The sequence below is a fragment of the Caulobacter sp. FWC2 genome (genome assembly GCF_002742625.1).
In the GTDB taxonomy this organism is placed as follows: Bacteria; Pseudomonadota; Alphaproteobacteria; order Caulobacterales; family Caulobacteraceae; genus Caulobacter.
Genome location: NZ_PEBF01000002.1, coordinates 147396 through 165352, shown reverse-complemented (window position 1 = coordinate 165352; position 17957 = coordinate 147396). Strand labels below are relative to the sequence as shown.

At 68.6% G+C, this 17957-nt stretch carries 18 protein-coding genes; 2 read left to right on the top strand and 16 right to left on the bottom strand.

What is annotated here, in order from left to right:
- Window positions 1-92 precede the first annotated feature (92 nt).
- The 4 genes from CSW62_RS25510 to CSW62_RS25495 form a co-directional block, all read right to left on the bottom strand.
- A complete protein-coding gene (locus tag CSW62_RS25510) occupies window positions 93-884 on the bottom strand; it encodes a nucleotidyl transferase AbiEii/AbiGii toxin family protein (protein WP_233206815.1) in 792 nt (263 codons plus the stop codon).
- Window positions 881-1513, bottom strand: coding sequence for a DUF6088 family protein (locus tag CSW62_RS25505; RefSeq protein ID WP_199170751.1), 633 nt, complete (start codon window positions 1511-1513; stop codon window positions 881-883). The genes CSW62_RS25510 and CSW62_RS25505 overlap by 4 nt, the downstream gene beginning before the upstream one ends.
- 62 nt (window positions 1514-1575) lie before the next feature.
- A complete protein-coding gene (gene trbB / locus CSW62_RS25500) occupies window positions 1576-2535 on the bottom strand; it encodes a P-type conjugative transfer ATPase TrbB (protein WP_099582559.1) in 960 nt (319 codons plus the stop codon).
- A 2-nt stretch (window positions 2536-2537) separates the two neighbouring features.
- Window positions 2538-4457, bottom strand: coding sequence for a type IV secretory system conjugative DNA transfer family protein (locus CSW62_RS25495; RefSeq protein ID WP_099582558.1), 1920 nt, complete (start codon window positions 4455-4457; stop codon window positions 2538-2540).
- 119 nt (window positions 4458-4576) lie between these two features.
- On the opposite strand from CSW62_RS25495, the gene CSW62_RS25490 reads away from it, so the two are divergent.
- Window positions 4577-5584, top strand: coding sequence for a restriction endonuclease (locus tag CSW62_RS25490; RefSeq protein ID WP_062098469.1), 1008 nt, complete (start codon window positions 4577-4579; stop codon window positions 5582-5584).
- A 9-nt stretch (window positions 5585-5593) separates the two neighbouring features.
- Here the strand turns inward: CSW62_RS25490 and mobQ are convergent, their stop codons facing one another.
- Window positions 5594-7093, bottom strand: a complete 1500-nt coding sequence (gene mobQ, locus CSW62_RS25485) for a MobQ family relaxase (protein ID WP_099582557.1) — start codon at window positions 7091-7093, stop codon at window positions 5594-5596.
- A 237-nt stretch (window positions 7094-7330) separates the two neighbouring features.
- Between mobQ and CSW62_RS25480 the strand changes: the two genes are divergently transcribed.
- Window positions 7331-7888: a hypothetical protein gene (locus CSW62_RS25480; RefSeq protein ID WP_062098473.1), complete on the top strand. Its 558-nt coding sequence runs from the start codon at window positions 7331-7333 to the stop codon at window positions 7886-7888.
- Here CSW62_RS25480 and CSW62_RS25475 read toward each other — a convergent pair.
- The 11 genes from CSW62_RS25475 to CSW62_RS25425 all read right to left on the bottom strand — a co-directional run bounded on the left by CSW62_RS25475 (window position 7885) and on the right by CSW62_RS25425 (window position 17943).
- Complete coding sequence (locus tag CSW62_RS25475; RefSeq protein ID WP_062098475.1) at window positions 7885-8229, bottom strand: hypothetical protein; 345 nt, start codon at window positions 8227-8229, stop codon at window positions 7885-7887. The two genes, CSW62_RS25480 and CSW62_RS25475, sit on opposite strands and share 4 nt — an antisense overlap.
- A 379-nt stretch (window positions 8230-8608) precedes the next feature.
- Window positions 8609-8842: a hypothetical protein gene (locus CSW62_RS25470; protein WP_062098477.1), complete on the bottom strand. Its 234-nt coding sequence runs from the start codon at window positions 8840-8842 to the stop codon at window positions 8609-8611.
- A 206-nt stretch (window positions 8843-9048) separates the two neighbouring features.
- Window positions 9049-9807, bottom strand: a complete 759-nt coding sequence (locus CSW62_RS25465; RefSeq protein WP_231737554.1) for a cell wall hydrolase — start codon at window positions 9805-9807, stop codon at window positions 9049-9051.
- Complete coding sequence (locus CSW62_RS25460) at window positions 9804-10316, bottom strand: S26 family signal peptidase (RefSeq protein ID WP_062098479.1); 513 nt, start codon at window positions 10314-10316, stop codon at window positions 9804-9806. Before CSW62_RS25460 ends, CSW62_RS25465 begins: the two co-directional genes overlap by 4 nt.
- A gap of 1080 nt (window positions 10317-11396) precedes the next feature.
- Entirely contained in the window at window positions 11397-12365 is a 969-nt protein-coding gene (locus CSW62_RS25455) for a replication initiator protein A (protein ID WP_062098481.1), read from the bottom strand.
- Between the two features lie 150 nt (window positions 12366-12515).
- Complete coding sequence (locus tag CSW62_RS25450; protein ID WP_099582556.1) at window positions 12516-12971, bottom strand: hypothetical protein; 456 nt, start codon at window positions 12969-12971, stop codon at window positions 12516-12518.
- 16 nt (window positions 12972-12987) lie between these two features.
- A complete protein-coding gene (locus tag CSW62_RS25445; protein ID WP_099582555.1) occupies window positions 12988-13647 on the bottom strand; it encodes a ParA family protein in 660 nt (219 codons plus the stop codon).
- Between the two features lie 488 nt (window positions 13648-14135).
- Window positions 14136-15098, bottom strand: coding sequence for a helix-turn-helix domain-containing protein (locus CSW62_RS25440; RefSeq protein ID WP_143324484.1), 963 nt, complete (start codon window positions 15096-15098; stop codon window positions 14136-14138).
- Between the two features lie 183 nt (window positions 15099-15281).
- Window positions 15282-15650 (bottom strand): single-stranded DNA-binding protein, encoded by a 369-nt coding sequence (locus CSW62_RS25435; protein ID WP_099582553.1) that lies wholly within the window; start codon window positions 15648-15650, stop codon window positions 15282-15284.
- A 756-nt stretch (window positions 15651-16406) separates the two neighbouring features.
- A complete protein-coding gene (locus tag CSW62_RS25430) occupies window positions 16407-16838 on the bottom strand; it encodes a helix-turn-helix domain-containing protein (RefSeq protein ID WP_099582552.1) in 432 nt (143 codons plus the stop codon).
- A gap of 172 nt (window positions 16839-17010) precedes the next feature.
- On the bottom strand, window positions 17011-17943 hold the full coding sequence (locus CSW62_RS25425; protein WP_099582551.1) for a DUF2493 domain-containing protein: 933 nt from the start codon (window positions 17941-17943) through the stop codon (window positions 17011-17013).
- Window positions 17944-17957 lie beyond the last annotated feature (14 nt).

Genomic DNA, 17957 nt, shown 5'->3' with positions numbered 1-17957 from the left:
AGCGACTGGCAGCACTCCATCCCCGACGTCGAGGCCCTGCGCTACTCGGTGACCTTCCGAACCGTCCGCGGCTGAACCGCGCCCATCCCCGGCTAGGTCGCGGCCGGCGCGTTCAGCATTGCCTCCAGCCGCGTGACGCTGGACAGCACCGCCTCGAAGTCGGGAACAGCGCCAAAGATCATGCCGCTCATCGCCGCGTAGTCGCGCGCCAGCCTGACAATCATGTCGTCGTGCGGCGCCAGGGCGAAGCTCCCCGGCTGAGCCGAGGCCAGGTCGGCGTCGGGGCGGTTGAAGAACAGGCGCGCGTGGGCCACGCAGTCGGCGCCCAGGGCTTGGGCGCCCAGGGCGCCCCGGGCCGCCGGGCTCTCCATCAGCCGATGGATGTCGTAGTAGTGGCGCGAGACCCGCTGGCCCTCGCCCCGCAACACGCCCTTGGCGTCGAAGGCCCGCCGCAAGCCGTGCAGGATCACCACCTTGTCCCAGAAGGTGCGTTCCGGATCGACCGTGACGACGCCGGCCACGGCCAGATCCGCGCCCGGCAGATCTTCGTCCGCATAGGGTCTGATGGTCCTGGGCTGGTGCGGATCCAGGGCCGACTTGGCCCCGCTCTCGATCTTGACCAGCTTGTGAACATAAGGGTCGTCGGCCGTCACGGCCGGGTAGCGCAGAAGCAGGCTCTGGCCATCCTGGTCGTCCAGGTCGATGTCGACGGCGAAGGCTCCGGCGTCCAGGCCGTTGAACAGGGCGTCCAGGGTCCAGCAGACCCAGAAGTCCTTCTCGATGTTCGAGGGCGTGGAGCCCAGCCGCTGGGCCGTGGTGTTGAACAGGCCAAGGCGCGTTTCGGCGTCGGCGCCGATGACCTGATCGAAGGCTGGATTCATCATGGCGCCGGCGCCTGGGCCAACTCATCGGCGATGTGCGGGCGGATCAGGTCCTGCATCCAGCTGGGCAGGGCGGCGAATCCGTCGGCCAGGTCCCGGCGCAGCGCCGGCCCCGTCTTGGGATCGGCGAGCAGATTGCCCACCCGCCGCGCGTAGTCCTGGCCGACGTCGTCCTGGCCAAGCGTGTCGCGCAGCCAGTGCAGCGCCTGGACCAGGCGCATGGCTGGCCGGCCGGCCCAATAGAGCTTGCTGGCCGCGGTCGGCCGGAAGGTGATGGCCATCTGGCCAAGCTTTATCGACCGCAGCCGCGCGTCGGCATGGACCACGATCTTGGCCGGCACGGCGTTGGTGAAGCCCAGGTCGTTGGCCGCCGTCATGCCGTCGATCAGCAGCCGGATGTGGTCGCGGCGGGCCACCGCGTCGATCACGGCGGCCGGGTCGGGCGGACTCAGCTGCTGGGTCAGGCTGTTGAGCTTGGGTTTGTCGTAGAGTCCCCGGTCGATCCGGCGCAGCACGCCCTGCGCCAGCCGGCGTTGCAGCGCCTTGTCCACAGCATCGCGACCGCCGAGGTCGGTGAAGTCCGACGGCGTCCACACCTGGCGGCCGGCCGCCTTGGCGATCCGGTCGTCCATGGTAGAGGTCAGTTGTGATCGGCCGCTGGTCATGTCCGAAATGTGTAGACAAATTTCGGACGTCATTGCGCGACGGGCGTCAGGCGGTAATCGCCGTCAATCCAGCCCTCGACCCGAACGAGGCTCTCCAGACACCGGCCGGCCGGCGCGCGACGGATGAACGCCACCAGGTTGACGGCCTGGCCGATCGCCCGATGGGGCACACGCGGCGCGACCTCGCCGATCAGGTCTTCCAGGCGGCTGAGCGCCTCTCGCGCGCTGTTGGCGTGAAGCGTGGCCAGGCCGCCGGGATGCCCGGTGTTCCAGGCCTTGAGCATGTCGAGCGCGCTGCCGTCGCGGACCTCGCCGATGATGATGCGGTCCGGGCGCAGGCGCAGCGCGGCTCGAACCAGATCGGCCATGGTCACCGCCGGCTCCGTGCGCTTGGTCAGCAGGGCGATCTGATCCTTGGCCGAGCACTGCAGTTCAGGCGTGTCCTCGGCGATCAGCACCCGATCGGCGGCGAAGGCGGGCTCGGCCAGAACCGCATTGGCCAGGGTGGTCTTGCCGCTGCCCGTGCCCCCGGCGATCAGGATGTTGTCGCGGCCCTTGGCGGCCGCGCGCAGCGCTTGGGCCTGCGCGTCGGTCATGACGCCCGTCTTCACATAGTCGTCGAGGGTGAAGATCACCTCCGGCCGCTTGCGAATGGTGAAGGCCGGCGCGGTCGACACCGGCATGAACACGCCCTGAAAGCGCTCGCCTGACCTGGGCAGGGTGGCGCTGACCAAGGGCTGGTCACGGGTGACCACCTCTCCCACATGGTCGGCCACCAGCCGCAGGATCCGCTCGGCGTCGGCCGGCGCCATGCGCTCCCCGCTGAAGACCCGGCCCTGGCCGATCCGCTCGACCCAGATCGCGCCGTCTGGATTGACCATCACCTCCACCACCGAAGCCTCGGCCAGGGCGGCGGCGATCACCGGTCCCATGGCTTGGCGCAGGGCGCTGTGCTTGCGGTCGAGCGATTCCTGGGACGAAGACGTCACGCCTAGTCCTCCTCGTTGTAGACGAGGTCGACGATGCTGAGCCCGTCCGCGCAGGCGAGAGTCATGGCGACATCGGCGCCGCGCATGGGCGGGGCGTATTCCTCGATGGCGCGCACGCCCAGCCAGTCGATTGGGGGCTTTCCTGGAACGTCCAGGGTCTCGGGCGTCTGGACGAACCCGGCCTTTTCTCCGTGAAAAAAGTCGCGGCAGTGGACCGAGAACAACGGTTCTTCCCAGAAGCGGATCTTGTCGGCCAGGAAGGGCTTGGCATTGTTGACGAACAGAAACTGCTTGCCGCCTGGCAGGGCCCGAACATCCTGCTCGGCCAGGACATAGCGCTCGACCTCGGCCTGGTTGCGGCTGCGGTGTCCCTTGGCGAACATCAGTCTCGGATCGCTGAAACTCTCGCGCATTTCCAAGGAGCGCCCGGCCCGCTTGATGATCCGTTCGATGCTGGTCGGCTCGGAGGTCGCGAAGGCGGCGGTGATGTGGCAGTTGTCGAAGATCGAAGTGTGCACGCCATAGTGCTTGAAAACGTCGTTGAACGATTGGCAGATCAGGTGGGCGGTGACCCCGTAGCCGGCCATCTCGCCAAGGGCGTTCTCCAGGAATGGCAGCGCTCCGAGCTTGGGGAACTCGTCCAACATCATCAGCAGCCGATGGCGCTTCTTGCGGCCGCGGCTGTCGGCGTCGATGGTCTCCATCAGGCTGTTGAGGCTTTGGCGCAGCATAACCCGCACGAGAAACGCCAGGCGATCGGCATGGGCCTGGGGCGTGATCAGGTAGAAGCTGACCGGCGCCTCGGCGCAGACCAGGTCGCCGATGCAGAAGTCCGACCAGGACGTGGCGTGGGAGACCAGGGGATCGGCCCACAAGGCCAGCGACTTCTGCGCCGTGGCTAGGACGCTGGAGCGCACCCGGGGTTCCATGCTGCGAAAGGCCGTCGCTCCTAGCCACACCTCCGGATGCACCTCGGCGATCGGCTCGCCGTCCGCGTCCCGCGCCAGGCCGGCGGCGGCCCGCGGATCGGGGCGCCAGCGATGCTTGGTCCCCAGCATGGCGTCCAAGGTGGCGTTGATGTCGATCAGCAGCCGGCGGACGTAGGTGAGGTTCTTCAGCTCGTCGGGGGCGGTGTAGAGGGCGTGGAGGATCACCCCGGTGAAGAAGTTGGCCGCGCTCTGGTCGAAGAAGTCGAGATTGCCCTGCTTGAGCCCGATCGGATCGACCAGAATGCCGACGATGTTCTGGATGTCGGCGATTTCCATGGGCCCCTTGCGCACCTCGAACAGCGGGTTCCAGCGGGCGGTGTTGATGTCCGTCGGCGCGAAGTAGAAGGTGTGGGAGAACTTGCGGCGATGATCGGCGGTGATATGCCAGAGCTCGCCTTTGCGATCGTAGGTGAACTGGCTCTCGCCCCAGGCGGTCTCAGATGTCACCACATGGCCCGCGCCCTTCCCCGACCGCGATGCGCCCACCAAGATGCAATGCTCCACCCCGGTGAAGGTGAGGAGCCTGCCCTTAAGCCGTCCCAGCACCCGGCCGGTGAGCCGTTCGCCATTGAGCAGGCCCGCGGCCTTGGCCTCGGCCAAGCCGCCCCACGCCGCCGTCCCGAAGGGCTGGGGCCGAGCGACGAACCGCTGCGTCAAGCCGGCGATCAAAAGGATCGGCCAGACGAACACGCAGAGGCCGACCAGCGCCGCCTGATCGAAGGCCTGCGGGTGCCTCGCGGCCCAACGGCCATACCAGGTCAGGATCGACCAGGGCGCATAGATCCTTATCGGGCCAAGTTCGCCCCAACCCGCCCCGAACGGTCTGGGATAGGCGAAGAGATGGGCCGCCGTCTGGGTCGCGGCCCAAAGCCCGATCAGCGCCAGCAACAGGCATAGGGGCGCGAGCCAGCGGGCCTTGACGGACATGCTCATATGGTCAGCAGAGCCCAGGCGGCGCGGCGGGCCAATTCCGCATTTCTCCAGGGTCTGGGCGCTTGCGCCGGCCCCGCCCTTGCCGGCTAAGGTCCCGGGGAGCCGAGCAGGAGACGTCGATGGGCGGCATCTGGATGGATAACCACGATCTGGCCGACAGCCTGGCCGAAGTCGTAGGCTTCAAGGCCGGCCTGGCGCTCTCGCGTACGCGGATCGGCGCGATGCTCAAGGACTACGACGTCAAGCTGGCGGAGCGGCTCGTGTGGCCCGAGGCGCGCATGATGCGCGTGGAATCGACAACCTATCAGGAGGCGGCCACCTATCTGCTGTACAAGGTCGGATACGTGGCCACCCCGACCGTCCTGCCGCCGGTCGGCGGGGTCTATCATCGATACAAGGGCGATCCGGTCCGCGGGAAGCTCACCGGCCCGATCGGCGAGATGCTGGTGGAATGGATGGACACGGCTCTGTCCGGGCCGGCGCCCGCCAGCGGCCTGGACCCGACCCCGTTCATGAAGCGCGCGGCCGAGAAATTCGGCGGGCCCGGGCTCGACGTCGCCATGGCCTACCTGCGCGGAATCGACGTCAATCAGCAGATCGATCCCTGGACGCGCATCCGTCGCACCGACTGGGCCGATACGCGCCAGCTCGAGGATCTCTTCAAAAGCGAAAACCTCGAGACGTTGTACGGCAAGTTCTTCGACCAGCGCTTCATCGACTACATCGCCCGCAACTTCGACGAGGAGATCGACGACGTCCATTGGCGCCAGTTTGAGGCGCTGACCGCCGAGCATTTCGAGAAGCAGGGCTTTCGCGCCGAGCTCGGGCCGGGTCGGAACGATGACGGCATAGACGTCCGCGTCTTTCCCAAGGACGACAATCCGAGCCTCCCGCCCCTGATCATCGTCCAGTGCAAGCGTGAGAAGCGCAAGATCGGCAAGACCCTGCTCAAGTCGGTCTATGCCGACGTGCTCTGGGAGAAGGCTGGGTCAGGCCTGATCGTCACCACCACGGAGCTGTCTCCCGGGACCGACGGCGTGCGCCAGGCGCGCGCCTATCCGGTGGAGGCGATCGACCGCGGGAAACTGCGTGATTGGGTCTTGGCCATGCGAACAGCGCCGACCTAACGCGCACTCTCAGCGATCTGGCCCGATCCCTGGGACCTTGCCCTGCACAAGCGCCATGACCTTACTCAGGGCCCGCTCTTGGGCGACCGGCGCGTGGGCCTTGACCACGTCGACCGCCCGGCGATCGACCTCGCGCACCGCCTGCCCCACGCCCAGGTCCATGCGAGTGGGCGCGACTATGCCGTCATGCCCAAGCTCTCGGGCCACCAGGAGCTTGACCCGCGTACGGGCCACAGCCTCGATCCGGCGGTCGGCGCGCTTGATCTTGCGCTCGAGGGTCCGAGCTTCGCGCCGCGCATCCGCCGCCGCCTGCCGCGGAGGATCCAGGCGGGAGGCGAGATAGACCCGGCCGGCCTCGCTGCGCAGCCACTCCTGGCGAACCTTCAGATCGACCTCCGCGCGCCGGTCCGCCGCGCGCGCCCGATCGACCGCGTTCATCTCGGCATGCGCCGCCCAGATCATCCGGACCGGGTTGCGGACCCATCGCACCAGGGTCTGGCGACGCGCCCTGCCCTGCTCGATGCGGTTCTGGGTCCAGTCCAGTCGCCGGGCCGCCGCCGCCCGTCGCGAAAGGGCCTCGCCCATCACCTCGCTCACCACGGACCGGGCCGTCGGAACCTCGATCGGCGCGGTGACGCGCGCCTGGGCGCGGGCCCAGCTGTCGCGCTCGCGAACCATGGTCTGGTGGATGGCCTCGAACTCGCGGATCACCGCATCGATCGGATAGGCCTGGCGCGGACGTCCGGCCGCCATCTGGTCCTCGAGCTCGCGCACCTGAACGGGGCGCGTCTGGCGCTCGGCGTTGCGGGTCTGGACCCGGCGGTTGATATCGCCGCGATCGGACGCCTCCCCGCGCCGCTCCATCCCCGAGGCGGCCGGCCCCAGGTGGATGGTCGGCTCCTGGTCCAGGCCCTGATCGTTCAGACTGCGGCTGGTGACCTGCGGCGCCTCCTGACCAAGATGCTGCCGCAGATGCAGGTTCTGGATCTGCTCCCACTCCAGGCGCAGGGCTTTCACTGCGTCCGGGTTGTCCCACTCCCGAGCCTTGAAGCCGAAGCCTTCAGGCCCGACACGGCGGGTCGTCACCAGGATGTGGGCGTGATGGTTTCGCTCGTCGCCGTGGGCGTCGGGATAGTGGATGCCGTAGTCGGCGATCATGCCCTTGCCCACCAGGCTCTCGGCGATGAAGGCGCGGACGAGGCCGTGGCGCTGATCGTCGGACAGCTCGTGGGGCAGCGACACCAGGATCTCGCGAGCGGTGCGCGAGTCCGCGCGCTTGTCGGCCGCCTCGGCCGCGTTCCATAGCCGCTCGCGGTTCTGCAGCTCGCCGGGCGCGGCGGCCGGGGCCATGATCCCGGTGAAGGCCACCCCGCCCTTGTCGGTGTAGTCGAACACCATTTCGAGGCGCTTGTCGAAGAGCTTGCCGGCCGCGCGATAGGCCGACGCGGCCACGGCCGAGCGGCCGTCGCTGCGTTTGATCGCCTTCACCTCCAGCCGATAGTGGGCCACTGGATCCTTCCCTTGCTGGGCGTGGAGCGCCCGATCTTCAAGCCGCGCAGCGAACGGGATCGCTAAGGGGCTTGCCCCTTGGCTCGACGCCAGACGACGCCCCGATCTTTCGGCGTCGGCGGGCTGCCGGGTCTCCCGGCCGCAGGCATTGCAACGCAATGCATAACTGCGCCCTTGTCACTATGTGCTGAGAAGGGGTACGCTCAATCCGTCGTTAGTTCAAGCCGAAGCCTCTCGATGGAAGCCGCCGTCAGACCCAAGCGCGCTCCCCGCCGCGCTCCCGAGAGCCCAGCCGCCAAGGCGCGTCGGCTGCAGAACCTCGCCGTGCAGCTGGCCGACCGTGAGCACCGCGCCCGGTCGGCCCTGGCCAACCTGACCGGCGCCCTGCCCCGGCATCGCGGGCATGTGACGCGGCTCGATCAGATCGAGGACGAAGGACGCCGCCTTCAGGTTTGGAAGGCCAGGGTCGAGCGCCTCGAAGCCTTGCTCGATCAGACCGAGCGCAAGCGCGAGACCCGCGCCAAGATCGTGCTGGGCGGCGCGCTGCTGGCCGAGGCCCGCGCCGATGACGAGGGTGCGGCCCTGATGGCGCGACTGCTCGACGTGCTCGATCGACGGGTCAGTCGCCCGCGAGATCGCAAGGCCTTGGCCGATACGCTCGGGCTGGCCATCGCGCCGCTGCCAGGAACGCCGGCGCCGTCCCTGCCGGATTTCGACGCCATGGCGCGGGCGAGATTGGAGGGCGCGGCCGCGGAGCCAAGCATTGAGGGTCGCGGGCGCAAAAAGGGAGCTTAGCGCGCCCCCTCCTCCGCGCTTACCCACCGCTCGAACATCGCGTCCAGGGCCTCGTCGCATTCGGCTCGCAGCTGCTCTGCCGACTTGCTGTTGGGCGCAAAGGCCACATCCACGGCCCAGACCGTCATGTGGTCGAATGCGATGGCCCAGGACAGGTTCGGATCGGTCCGGTCGGCCTGTAACTGTGTACGGGCCGCCGCCTCGTCGTCGGTCCAGCGCCGGATGAAGCCGCCGCCGAGAAGATAGAGCGTGTTGCTGTATCGCGGCATGCCGCTGGCCAGATGCTGGGCGATCAGGTCGTCGTCGATGTGATCGAACGTGGTCTTGGTGAACTCGAACATGGGACATCTCCGGCTAGGCCGACGCTCCCCTTGAGCGCCTTTGTCCCTTCCCCGCTGTCGGGCCCCGGCCAGTCACCGCAGGGGTCGCGCTCGCGCGGGCCCGGAGGGGAACCCGCGCAGCGGGTTGACGGGCTGGGTGACAGGGTAGGATTGGAAGAGGCGCCTCCAGGCTCAGTAGCCGAAGCCGCGCCGTCGCAAGTCGACGGCGACGAGCGCCTTCAGGGCGCTCGCCAGCGAGGCGGGCCCTCGGGTGGACGCCGAGGCGACCGGGATCTGGCGCCCTGGCGCCGGGCCCGTGGAGACGAGCGGGCGCCGAGGCTCAGGAAGGGCGCGCCCCGATGAGGCGCAACCCCGGCCCAGCGTCACGCAAAGAGAGGGCTCACGCCCCCTCCCCGCCGCGCGACTTGCCGACCAGCACCTGACAGAGGGCGAGATAGGCCATGGCCACCAGATCGATCGCCAGCAGCGCCCCGAAGAGCATCAGGGCCTTGGGGCCGGCTGGACGCCCGATGAAGAAGGACGCCGTCAGCCCAAGGCAGGCGAAGAAGCCGACGACGAGGGTCAGCTTGAACCCGATCAGGACGATGAGCTTTTCAGTGCGCGTGAAGGTCATGGGTCTGGTCTCCGATCGACGCTCCCGATGAGCGTCTTCGTCGACCGGGCCTGTCGGGCCCTGGACCGTCACCGTCCGCGCCGCGCGCGGCGCGGCACCCGCGCCAGCGGGTTGACGGACCGGGTGACAGGGCAGGATCGGCGGAAGCGTTCACGGGCTCGGGCAGCCCATGCCCTCAGCGGCCTGCCAGGGCGCGGATCGGTCGCTCAGGGTTGGGGCGCGGCAAGCCGTGCGGGGTCTTCGACAATCTCGCCCGTCGGCAGCACGACGAGGCCACGGGCACCCGCCGCGGCCGGCGCAAGGGTTCCTGACGCCTGGACCGAGACGTCAATCGCATCGGGCGAGCGCCCCTGATCGGGAAAGATTGCGCCGCCCGCCGCCGCAAGGGGATCGAGCGGGGCGGCGCCCGTCCTGCCCGCCTGGCCCGGATAGAAGGCGTGATCGCCGATCACCACGCTGGGCGCGGCTCCGCCGAAATGCACCAGGCGCGGCGACACCGTTCCGGCCGCTGCGCGCGCGGCCACGATCTTGGGGTTCTGGAAATAGAGGGCCCCGCCGGTGAGATCCGGCAGCCGGCCCTCCAGGGCCAGGTTCAAGATGGTGTCGATGCGCGCGCGCTCGGCCGGGCGCACCGCCGGCAAGGCGCGCCAGTCGCCGCCCGCCCGCAGCACCGGCTCGAACTGGGCGCGGGCATTGACGACCTGGTCGATGCTGTCGCCCCAGCGCCCGGCCGCGAGCCTGTTGAGGATGGTGTAGACCACGCCGGCCAGGCCGCTGTCGCCCTGCCCGGCCGCCTCGGCCCAGGTCACCCGGGCGATGGCGTCGCGCCCGCCTGGCGCATCGACCACGTCCCGCAGCCGGGCAAGGTCCGGGCGCTCGGCGGCGACCTGACCCCAGGCGCTAGCCGGGGCCGTCGCCAGGACGAGGACGGCCATGGCGCCGGCGAGGACCCGCCCCCAGGTCACGAAGGCGTCTCTGAGGTGAGAATCGGCATGTAGACGCCGAGGATCTCCGCCCGATGGACCGGACCGTAGTAGCGGCTGTCGAAGCTGTTGGGGATCCGCGTCGAGAGCACGAAGACCTCGTCGGCCGCTAGGCGCCGACAGTCGCGCCACTGCGGGAGGGACCGACCGCGCCGATCGATCCGCGCCGCGGCCGGCCAAACCTGGTCGTTGACGAGCACGCGCCGCTCGTCGGCGCAGACAAGATCCCCTGCCCCGGCCCGCACGGCCTTGAGTATGCTGGTGCGCGCTCGCTCGGGCATGGCCTCGGCGACATAGGGATAGGCGCCCGGCGGCGGCCGAAAGGCGATGATGCGCCCGACCGCCGGCGGAAGGCGGGAGCGGACGTAGATGCCGGTCGGTTCGCTGGGCGAGGTGTTGACCAGGACCAGCGGCGCGGGCGCGAGGGCCTGGACCGCCGCGATCGGTGCGGGGATCAGACCAAGCAAGGCGATGCGGAGCCCTCGATGCATGGCCAAGGCTCTCACCCGGTCGATGGTCTCGGCAATTCCCGAGAAATCCGGGGTCGTCGGGCCTTCTCGGGGTTCCCGGCCTGGGTCGCAGACCCCGAGCCGGGGAAACAGGGCCCCTCTTTTGGCCCTGTGTTTCCCGGCGGCGCTTCAGCTGCGCCGTTAGAGATATTGTTATGTACGAAGTTAATTAAGTTAAGGGGCCTGACAGGGAGGAAAACCTGAGTGCGTTCCGTGGCTTGGCGAAACACCCAGTGGGCGATACCCCGTGGATCGGTGTCTGTTCCCCCGAGGCTTGGGTGGGCGTTCCCCCGCAGGAAGCGTGGGTGAAAACCCGTGCCATCCACAGGTTGGACCGGTGGGTGAAAGACCGAACCCGGCCCGAAGTCCCTCCGGTGGGCGAATCCCCGACGCTTTCAGGCCGCTGAGGCCGCAAAATCCCCGCCAACTAGGCGTTCTGCCGGTCCCGCGAACATCTGACGGGGCCAAAATCCGCCCTTAGATGGCCCCGCGCTCCCGTGAAGGCGCACCAGTGGGCGAAACCCCGACATCCGGACCGACCCCGGTGTGTGAAACCCCGAGGCAAAGCCGAGTCCAGGGTGGGTGAAACCCCGAAGCATGGCCCTGGCGCCCGGTGTGCGAAACCGCGATGGCGCGGTGTGCGAAACCCCGACGCAGCTCCCTCAACCGGGTGTGTGAAACCCCGAACGATAGGCCGATTTCGGTGTGTGAAACCCCGAGGGCCTACCCCCACCTCCGGCGGGCGTTCCCCCCGACGGATTGGAGGCGCTTCGGTGGGTGAAACCCCGAAGAAAGGCCCAGGCGGTGTGCGAAACCCCGACAAGCCGGGCCTTATCGGGTGTGTGAAACCCCGACGTGTCCCTTCCACGGCCGCCGCCGGCGTTTTGGCGCTGAAAATCGGCGTCCGCGCCCGGTTTTAACCCGCTGTTTACCAATTTGGCGGGCGGCCAGGGCGACTCTGGTGTGTGAAAGACCGTCCCGCAGGGCCAGGCGTTACTTGAAGTCCTGGCGGCAACTACTTGAAAATATGAGGAGTCGGCAATCGCGGTGTGCGATAGACCGTTAGTCGTCGTCGCGCACGACCCGGCGCTTGGTCCAAGGCTCGATCAGCCCGTCGACCTCGACGGCACGGCGATCTTCCCGCTCCCGGCGGACCCGCGTGGCCGTCTCGGCCTCAAGCTCGGCCTGGACCTGGATGCGCTCGACGACCGAGCGGCGAATGAACCTCACCGCCTGGGAGCCGTCCCCGGCTGTCGTATAGGCCATGTCGTACTCAGGCAGGTCGTTGGCCTCGACGATCTTGCGCAACATGCGCGCAAATTCCTTGGGCGCGCTGTCGGAGCCGCTCTTCTCGTGCAGCAGGCTGACCCGGCAGGTCCAGCCGTCGTCCTGGTCGCCGGCGTGTTTGCGGGCGATGCGGTAGATGATGCGCTCGAGGCCGCCGGAGATCTGGAAATAGTCGGGGTGCATGGTCAGCACCGCCTTCTCGTTCATGATCCCTTCCCAGACCCAGTTCGACAGCACGATACGCAGCGCCACGGGGTTGCCCTGGCCGTCGGTCTCCACGCCCCATTCGTCCAGCCAGCTGAAGCGCGCGTCGTGGCCCTTGCGGGGCCGGCGGATGGAGGTGTGGATCGATGTGGTCGCGAGACGATCCAGCGCCGCCTTCAGGTCGGCATAGCCCTTGCCGCCGGTGTCGCGCTGGATCGTGCGCAAGAGGTCATAGGCGGTGACGTGCAGGGTCCGGGGCACGTCGTTGCGGCCCTCGGCCTTCATGCGGTTGAGCGCGCTGGTCGCCCAGATCAGGATGTCGGCGTCCCAGATGGTGGCCATGCCGTAGGCCGGCATCGCCTCGACCTTCACCGTGACCTCGCCGTCGGCGCTCTTGTACTCGATGGGCTTGAGGCGCTTGCGCTTCTGCAGCGAGAAGAACGGCCGCTCCATCGTCTCGCGCTGATCCTTCAGCGAAAGATCCCGCATCAGCGGAATGAACAGGTCGAACTGGTTGTTGCGGTCCTTGGGGGCCGTCATGCGCCCTGCCCTACTCTCACGATCATCTGGCGTACCGCGATTCGCTTCATCGCCGCCGCGTGCCGGATGGCCGCGGCCACACCGGCGGATCCACCCAAGTCATCGAGGGGGCAAAGGAGCAAAGCCCCATTTGCCCCTTTGCCCATCTTCCTATTTTCTCACCCGGCGTCCGTCTTCGTGGAGCGTCGCCATATCGACCGGGTAGCCCTTCTCGGCCAAGGCCTCCAGGACCAGGAACTTTACCGTCACCCGCCGCCTGACCGCGTCCAGCTTCAGCGCGGTCGACAGCTCATCGTCGATGACGAATTTCAGCGAGGTCTCGCGGTCGGAGAAGTCGGTCGCCGGAGCGGGCTTGACCGCCTTGGGTTTGGGAGCCGCGCGGGGGGCCGGCGCGACCGCCAAGGCCTTTGGCGCGGGCGCGGGCGCGGGCGTCGCCTGGGCCGGCGAGGCCACGTCCGCCTCGATCACGCCGGCAGGCGCACTGGTCGTGCGATTGAAGCCCAAATCCTCGGTGGCTTTGCGGAGGGCTTCGGTGGCGCCCGCGTCGTTGATCGGACGGGGTCGTGGGGCCGGTTGGAAGGCCGGGCGGGCGGCTTTGTCGGTCATGGTCTCCCCTCCCCTATCAGGCCGCCTGGGCCTGGTTGGCCAGCGCTTCAAGCAGCTCGGCCAGCACCGCGGCGATCTCGCGCGCGGCCTTGGCCTCCCCGCCGGGGGCGCTGGGCGTCATGCCCGTGAAGTGGATCTGCTGATAGGCCGCGCGCTGGATGATCTCCGTATTGAGGACCGGGATACTGTTGTCGCGGATCTCCTGGCGGGCATGGCCAGCCACGCGGCTGTAGAGCGGGTTCATCTGGCTGAACACGACGCGCGCGGGGATGCCGCGCTTGAGCATCTTCTCGGCGCGCTTGACCACTTCGTAGGTGCGGTAGACCTCCTGCAGGTCCATGCCCGAGATTTTGGTCGGGATCAGGACCATGTCGCTCTCGGCGATGGCGTAGGTCACCGCCTGGGAGGCCGCGCCTTCCAGGTCCACGAAGACCAGGGCGTACTCGCTGGCGGCGTTGGCGATGACGTCCTGGATCCTGGTCTCGTTGGCCTCGCTGATGACGGTGACCGTGCAGTCGTCGCCGGCGCGCTCGCGCCAGCTGGCGACGTGGCCGTTGGGGTCCCCATCGACGATGGCCACCGAGCCGCCCTGTCGGGCGAAGGCGTCGGCCAGGCACATGACCAGGGTGGTCTTGCCCACCCCGCCCTTCGTCGAACACACGCTGATGACCGCCATGGGGAAGTTCCCTTCTGAGGCAATGGGCAACTGGACAACTGGACAACTGGGGTCTTGGGTTTCTGCCGAGGTCCCCTTTTGCTCAAATTAGGTTATGGGCAATTGGTGAACAGGGTTTTAACCCAAGTGGGTAAATGGGGTTCTGGGGACATGTGGAAAGCAACTTTTCCACAGAAACCCGCTTCACCAAATTCGCAAAACACCTTCATCCCAGATGGGCAAGGGTGGACTTAACCCAGAGCCCATTTGGTGAACATCACTCTAAACCAGATACCCAAGTTCGCAAACGGGGTTCCGGGAACTTCCCGGTTTGGGTAAAATACCCAAATGGGGATTTGCCCTCTTGCCATGATGGGGCGAGGGGGTTCTGGGCAAGTCCTCAAGAGGGCAAGACCACGCCTTGAGCTGAACTGCTTCGCCGGGCCGCGCAACACCCCAGACGCCCAAATGGGAACTTCCCCATTTGCCCACCTGGCTGAGCTCCCGCGCTACAGCCGCCAGGCGCGATAACGCGATCGGCCGCTGACTTCCATCACCGACGCGCCCAGGTTCGTCAGCAGCCGCCGGGCCGTATGGCCGGCGACGCCCAGGTGCTCGGCCGCCATCGGCGCACTGACCAGGGGCCTGGCCAGCAGAAGGTCGACGAGATCGGCCGAGCGGTCGTTGGTCCTGCGCTCGCCGACGCGCTTGAGCACCACCTGGCGGGCCAGATCCAGGCGCTTCATCTCGCCCAAGCCCGCCTCGGCCCCGACCGCCGTGATCTTCAGCCAGTAGGCCAGGCGGGCCGCGACCGGGGCGGCGACGAACCCCCGCGGCGGCTGCAGGTGGGTCCGACGCGGGGCCTCGAAGGCGAGAAGGCACGAGCGCGTGCGGCCCGACACCCTCAGGGCCTGGGCGACCATCACCCCGCCGACGAAGGTCTGGCGGGGCAGGGGGTTGACCAGGCGCCAGCCCTCCAGCGCCGTGGCCGCGCGCAGCAAGGCCGGCGCGCGATCGGGGAGGCGCCGGGTCCACTGCACCCACTCCTCCACCGCCTCGATCGAATCGGCCGTCTCGCCCCGGCTCAGGGTTTGAACCTGGTGGACGAGTTCGCCGACCAAGTCGCGGGCTTCCGCGCCGGGGCCGGGGCGAACCTCGTCGGGGTCGATAGCGGAGGGGGCCATGAGCGGCGGGTCGCTGCGATGGCCCGCCAGCCAGACCGCCCCGTGCGCGGTCTGTAGCTCCGAGCCCGCGCCCCGCGCCTTGCGCCGGGCCCGCACGAGACCGTAGGTCGCACGCAGGGCCTGATCGGGAAGGCGCGCGTCCATCTGGGCGTCGTGCAGGACCAGGTCCTCCATGTCGACGATCTCGCCGCTGACCCAGCCCCAGCCGTTGGCCTCGATGAAGTCGACCCGCGCGGCCCAACCCTCGGCGAAGGGGCAGGCCTGGGCGCGCGCGTCGAGTCGGCTCACCGTGTCCTCGGCTTTGGCGAGGTTCAAAAATAGCCCTTCGACCGAGGCGTCCAACAAGCCGTTCTCCGCGCCGAAAACGGCGAGTCTGAGTGACGCACATTTATACCCCTTAAGTGTGCGTTACGCCATGGCCCGAACATGACCCCGCCCCGGAAGGGATCCTCCGGGGCGGGGGAGGGGCCTTTAGACCTCCTCGTCTTCGGGATTGGTCTCGGGGCGGTCGAGCGACTTCAGCTCGTGGCCCGGACCGGCGACCACCACCTTGGTGAAGTAGCGCTCCTGGCCGTCCTTGTCGGTGTAGTGCTCGTTGCGGATCTCGCCCTCGACATAGACCTTCGAGCCCTTGGGGAGGGGACGCGAGGAGAGCCACTTGACCGTCGCGGGGCTCCAGATCTCGACCTGGTGCCAGGTGGTGAAGTCCTGACGCTCGCCGTTCTTCTTGGTGTAGCGGCTGGTGGCGACCCGCAGGACCGCCAGGGCCTTGCCGCCCGAGGTGGCGCGAATTTCAGCGTCCGCGCCGGTGAAGCCGATCAGTTGAACCTTGTTGAGCATGGTCTTTCTCCGTCTTCCGCCGGGAATGGCCCCGGCGGCTCGCGGTCCCTGCCGCGATCACGCGTCCTGGCAGGGCGGGGACTAAGGGCCGGGCCAAAGCCCGCGGACGGTGGACACCGGGCTGCACGCAGCGCAGCGGAGGAAGGCCGGAGGCTCCGCCGGCCCGCGCCTCGCTTACGAGGTCGGCTTTGACCCGGGCCGCCCCGCCCTAGGGATGGCGTGACAGATCGCGCGGGTCCGCACGCCACTTGGGGCTCCGCTGCCAAGGCGGATGACCTGCTGATCAAGGTGCTGGTCGGCCAAGCCGCGCCGCGCGCTTAGCCCGGTTCGACGCAGCCGGCGCAGACGGCCGAGGTTTTCCGCCGCCTCCGCGCCTAGGACCGGCCAGACGTCTGGATCCACCGGCCTTGGCCGGCGATGGAGCCCAAGGCCTTCAAAGGGCAACGCCCCAGCCCCGAGGGCGCGCGTGTCGGATGCAAGATCCGCAACGAGCATGCGCCGTCCGCGGCAAGCGGTTTCAGAAGGCGACAGGTCGTCGGTCGGGCGCTGTCGGCGCCGGCCGAACAACAGCCGAACGGGTAGGGGAGGCGACCGCCCGTCCCAGGGACGCTCTGGACGGGTCATCGCAAGGCGCCGGAACGAATCGCCAACCGCTAAGGTTAGGGTCCGATCCCATGGCGGCCGCAAGATCTCGCGGTTCGTTCGGGCTTTATTCCACCCGGCCTGGCGTCGTCCCAGGCCTTCGGACTGATGCGGTTAGCCCGCGTCGGCGGCGTCCTCATCGGCCATGGCCCGAACGAGCGACAGGATCTGCCGACGCACTCGACCCCGCCCGATCCTCGCGAACTTCTCGGCCAATTCGAGACCCTCCGGCGTACTTAGGAAGGCGTCGAGGGTCCGATCCGCCGCCGCACGGGATGGATCGGGCGCGTCCGCGCCCGGATCGCCCAGGCCTTCGAAGAAATAGGACACCGGCACCTTCAGGACGCCGGCGGTCTCGTAGAGCTTGGAGGCGCTGATGCGATTGGCGCCGCGCTCATACTTCTGCACCTGCTGGAAGGTGAGCTTCAGTCCCGCAGCCAACTGTTCCTGGCTGACGCCGGCCACCTTGCGGCGGGTCCGCACGCGGGCGCCGACATGGAGGTCGATCGGGTTGGGCGCGCGGCTGTCGGGTGGAGAGTTGGCCAAGTTTCTAGGTCCTTTGTCCAAGGCCGCGGGCGCCAAACGCCGCCGGCGCGTCGGAGCGAGAGAAAAAGCGCCGGGCCGCGGCTTTTCAACCCTGATGTTTTCCAGGGACGAGCGCTGGCCCCCAAGCCTCACAAAAGAGGGCGCGACGGCCAAGGCCGCCGCGCCCGAGCCGTCAGGCCCGCAGCCGCACCGTCACGCAGCGGATGCCGCGTTCGGCCGCCTTCTGGGCGAGGTTGAGCGCCGGACCGAACGGCTTGAGCTCGCCCCCCCGCGCGGCGTCCAACGAATTGGCCAGGGTCAGGACGCAGACCGGCTCCAGCTCCAGCAGTTCGTCATTGGCCCGGAACGGCGCGGCCCGGCCGTTGCGGTCGAAGTCGGCCCTGGCCAGCACCGTGGTGACGCCGTGCGACCGCGCCCATTTCTGGGCGAGCTTCTCGCCGCCCCGCGCGCCGGTGACGGCCAGAGCCATGTCTGGCCAGGTCTGGCGCGCCCAGTTGAGGGCGTCGAAGATGCGCCCGGCGTCGACGGCGGTGTCGGCCTGAGGGGCGGCGCGGAAGCCCACCACCACGGTCCCCGGATCGACGGCGCGGTGTCGCCGGGCCCGCATGGCGCGGATCGCCTCCCGGGCCTCGACCTGGGCGGCCGATAGGCGCGAGGCCTTGACGCTGCCGCGCCAGGGCTGCCAGGCCTCGCCGGTGGCCAGGGCGTAGGCCTGGGCGGCCGCGTCGCGGATCAGTTCCACGGCCTGGACGGCGACATCGGCGGCACGCGTGCGCTGGGTGGCCTCTTGGAGGTCGGTGTCGGCCACCTCCGAGCCGTTGAAGTCGCGGACCTGGCGCTGCAGGTCGTCGCGGGCGCGGTCGGCCTCCCGCTCGATCCGCTGGGCGGCGGAATGGAACGCGCCGATCAGGGTCTCGGCCAGGGTCGTCTGGAAATCCTCCAGGGCGGTGTCGGCCAAGAGGTCCAGCAGTTCGGTCATCACGCAGTGGCCCAGCTGGACGAGGGCGTCCTCGGGCGGATGCGGCCGCGGATCGTCCAGGCTCAGGGCCTGGGCCTCAAGGGCGGTGAGCGGGCCGGTGAGGGGGGCAGGGGCGGTGGCGGTCATGGGACCAGTCCTTC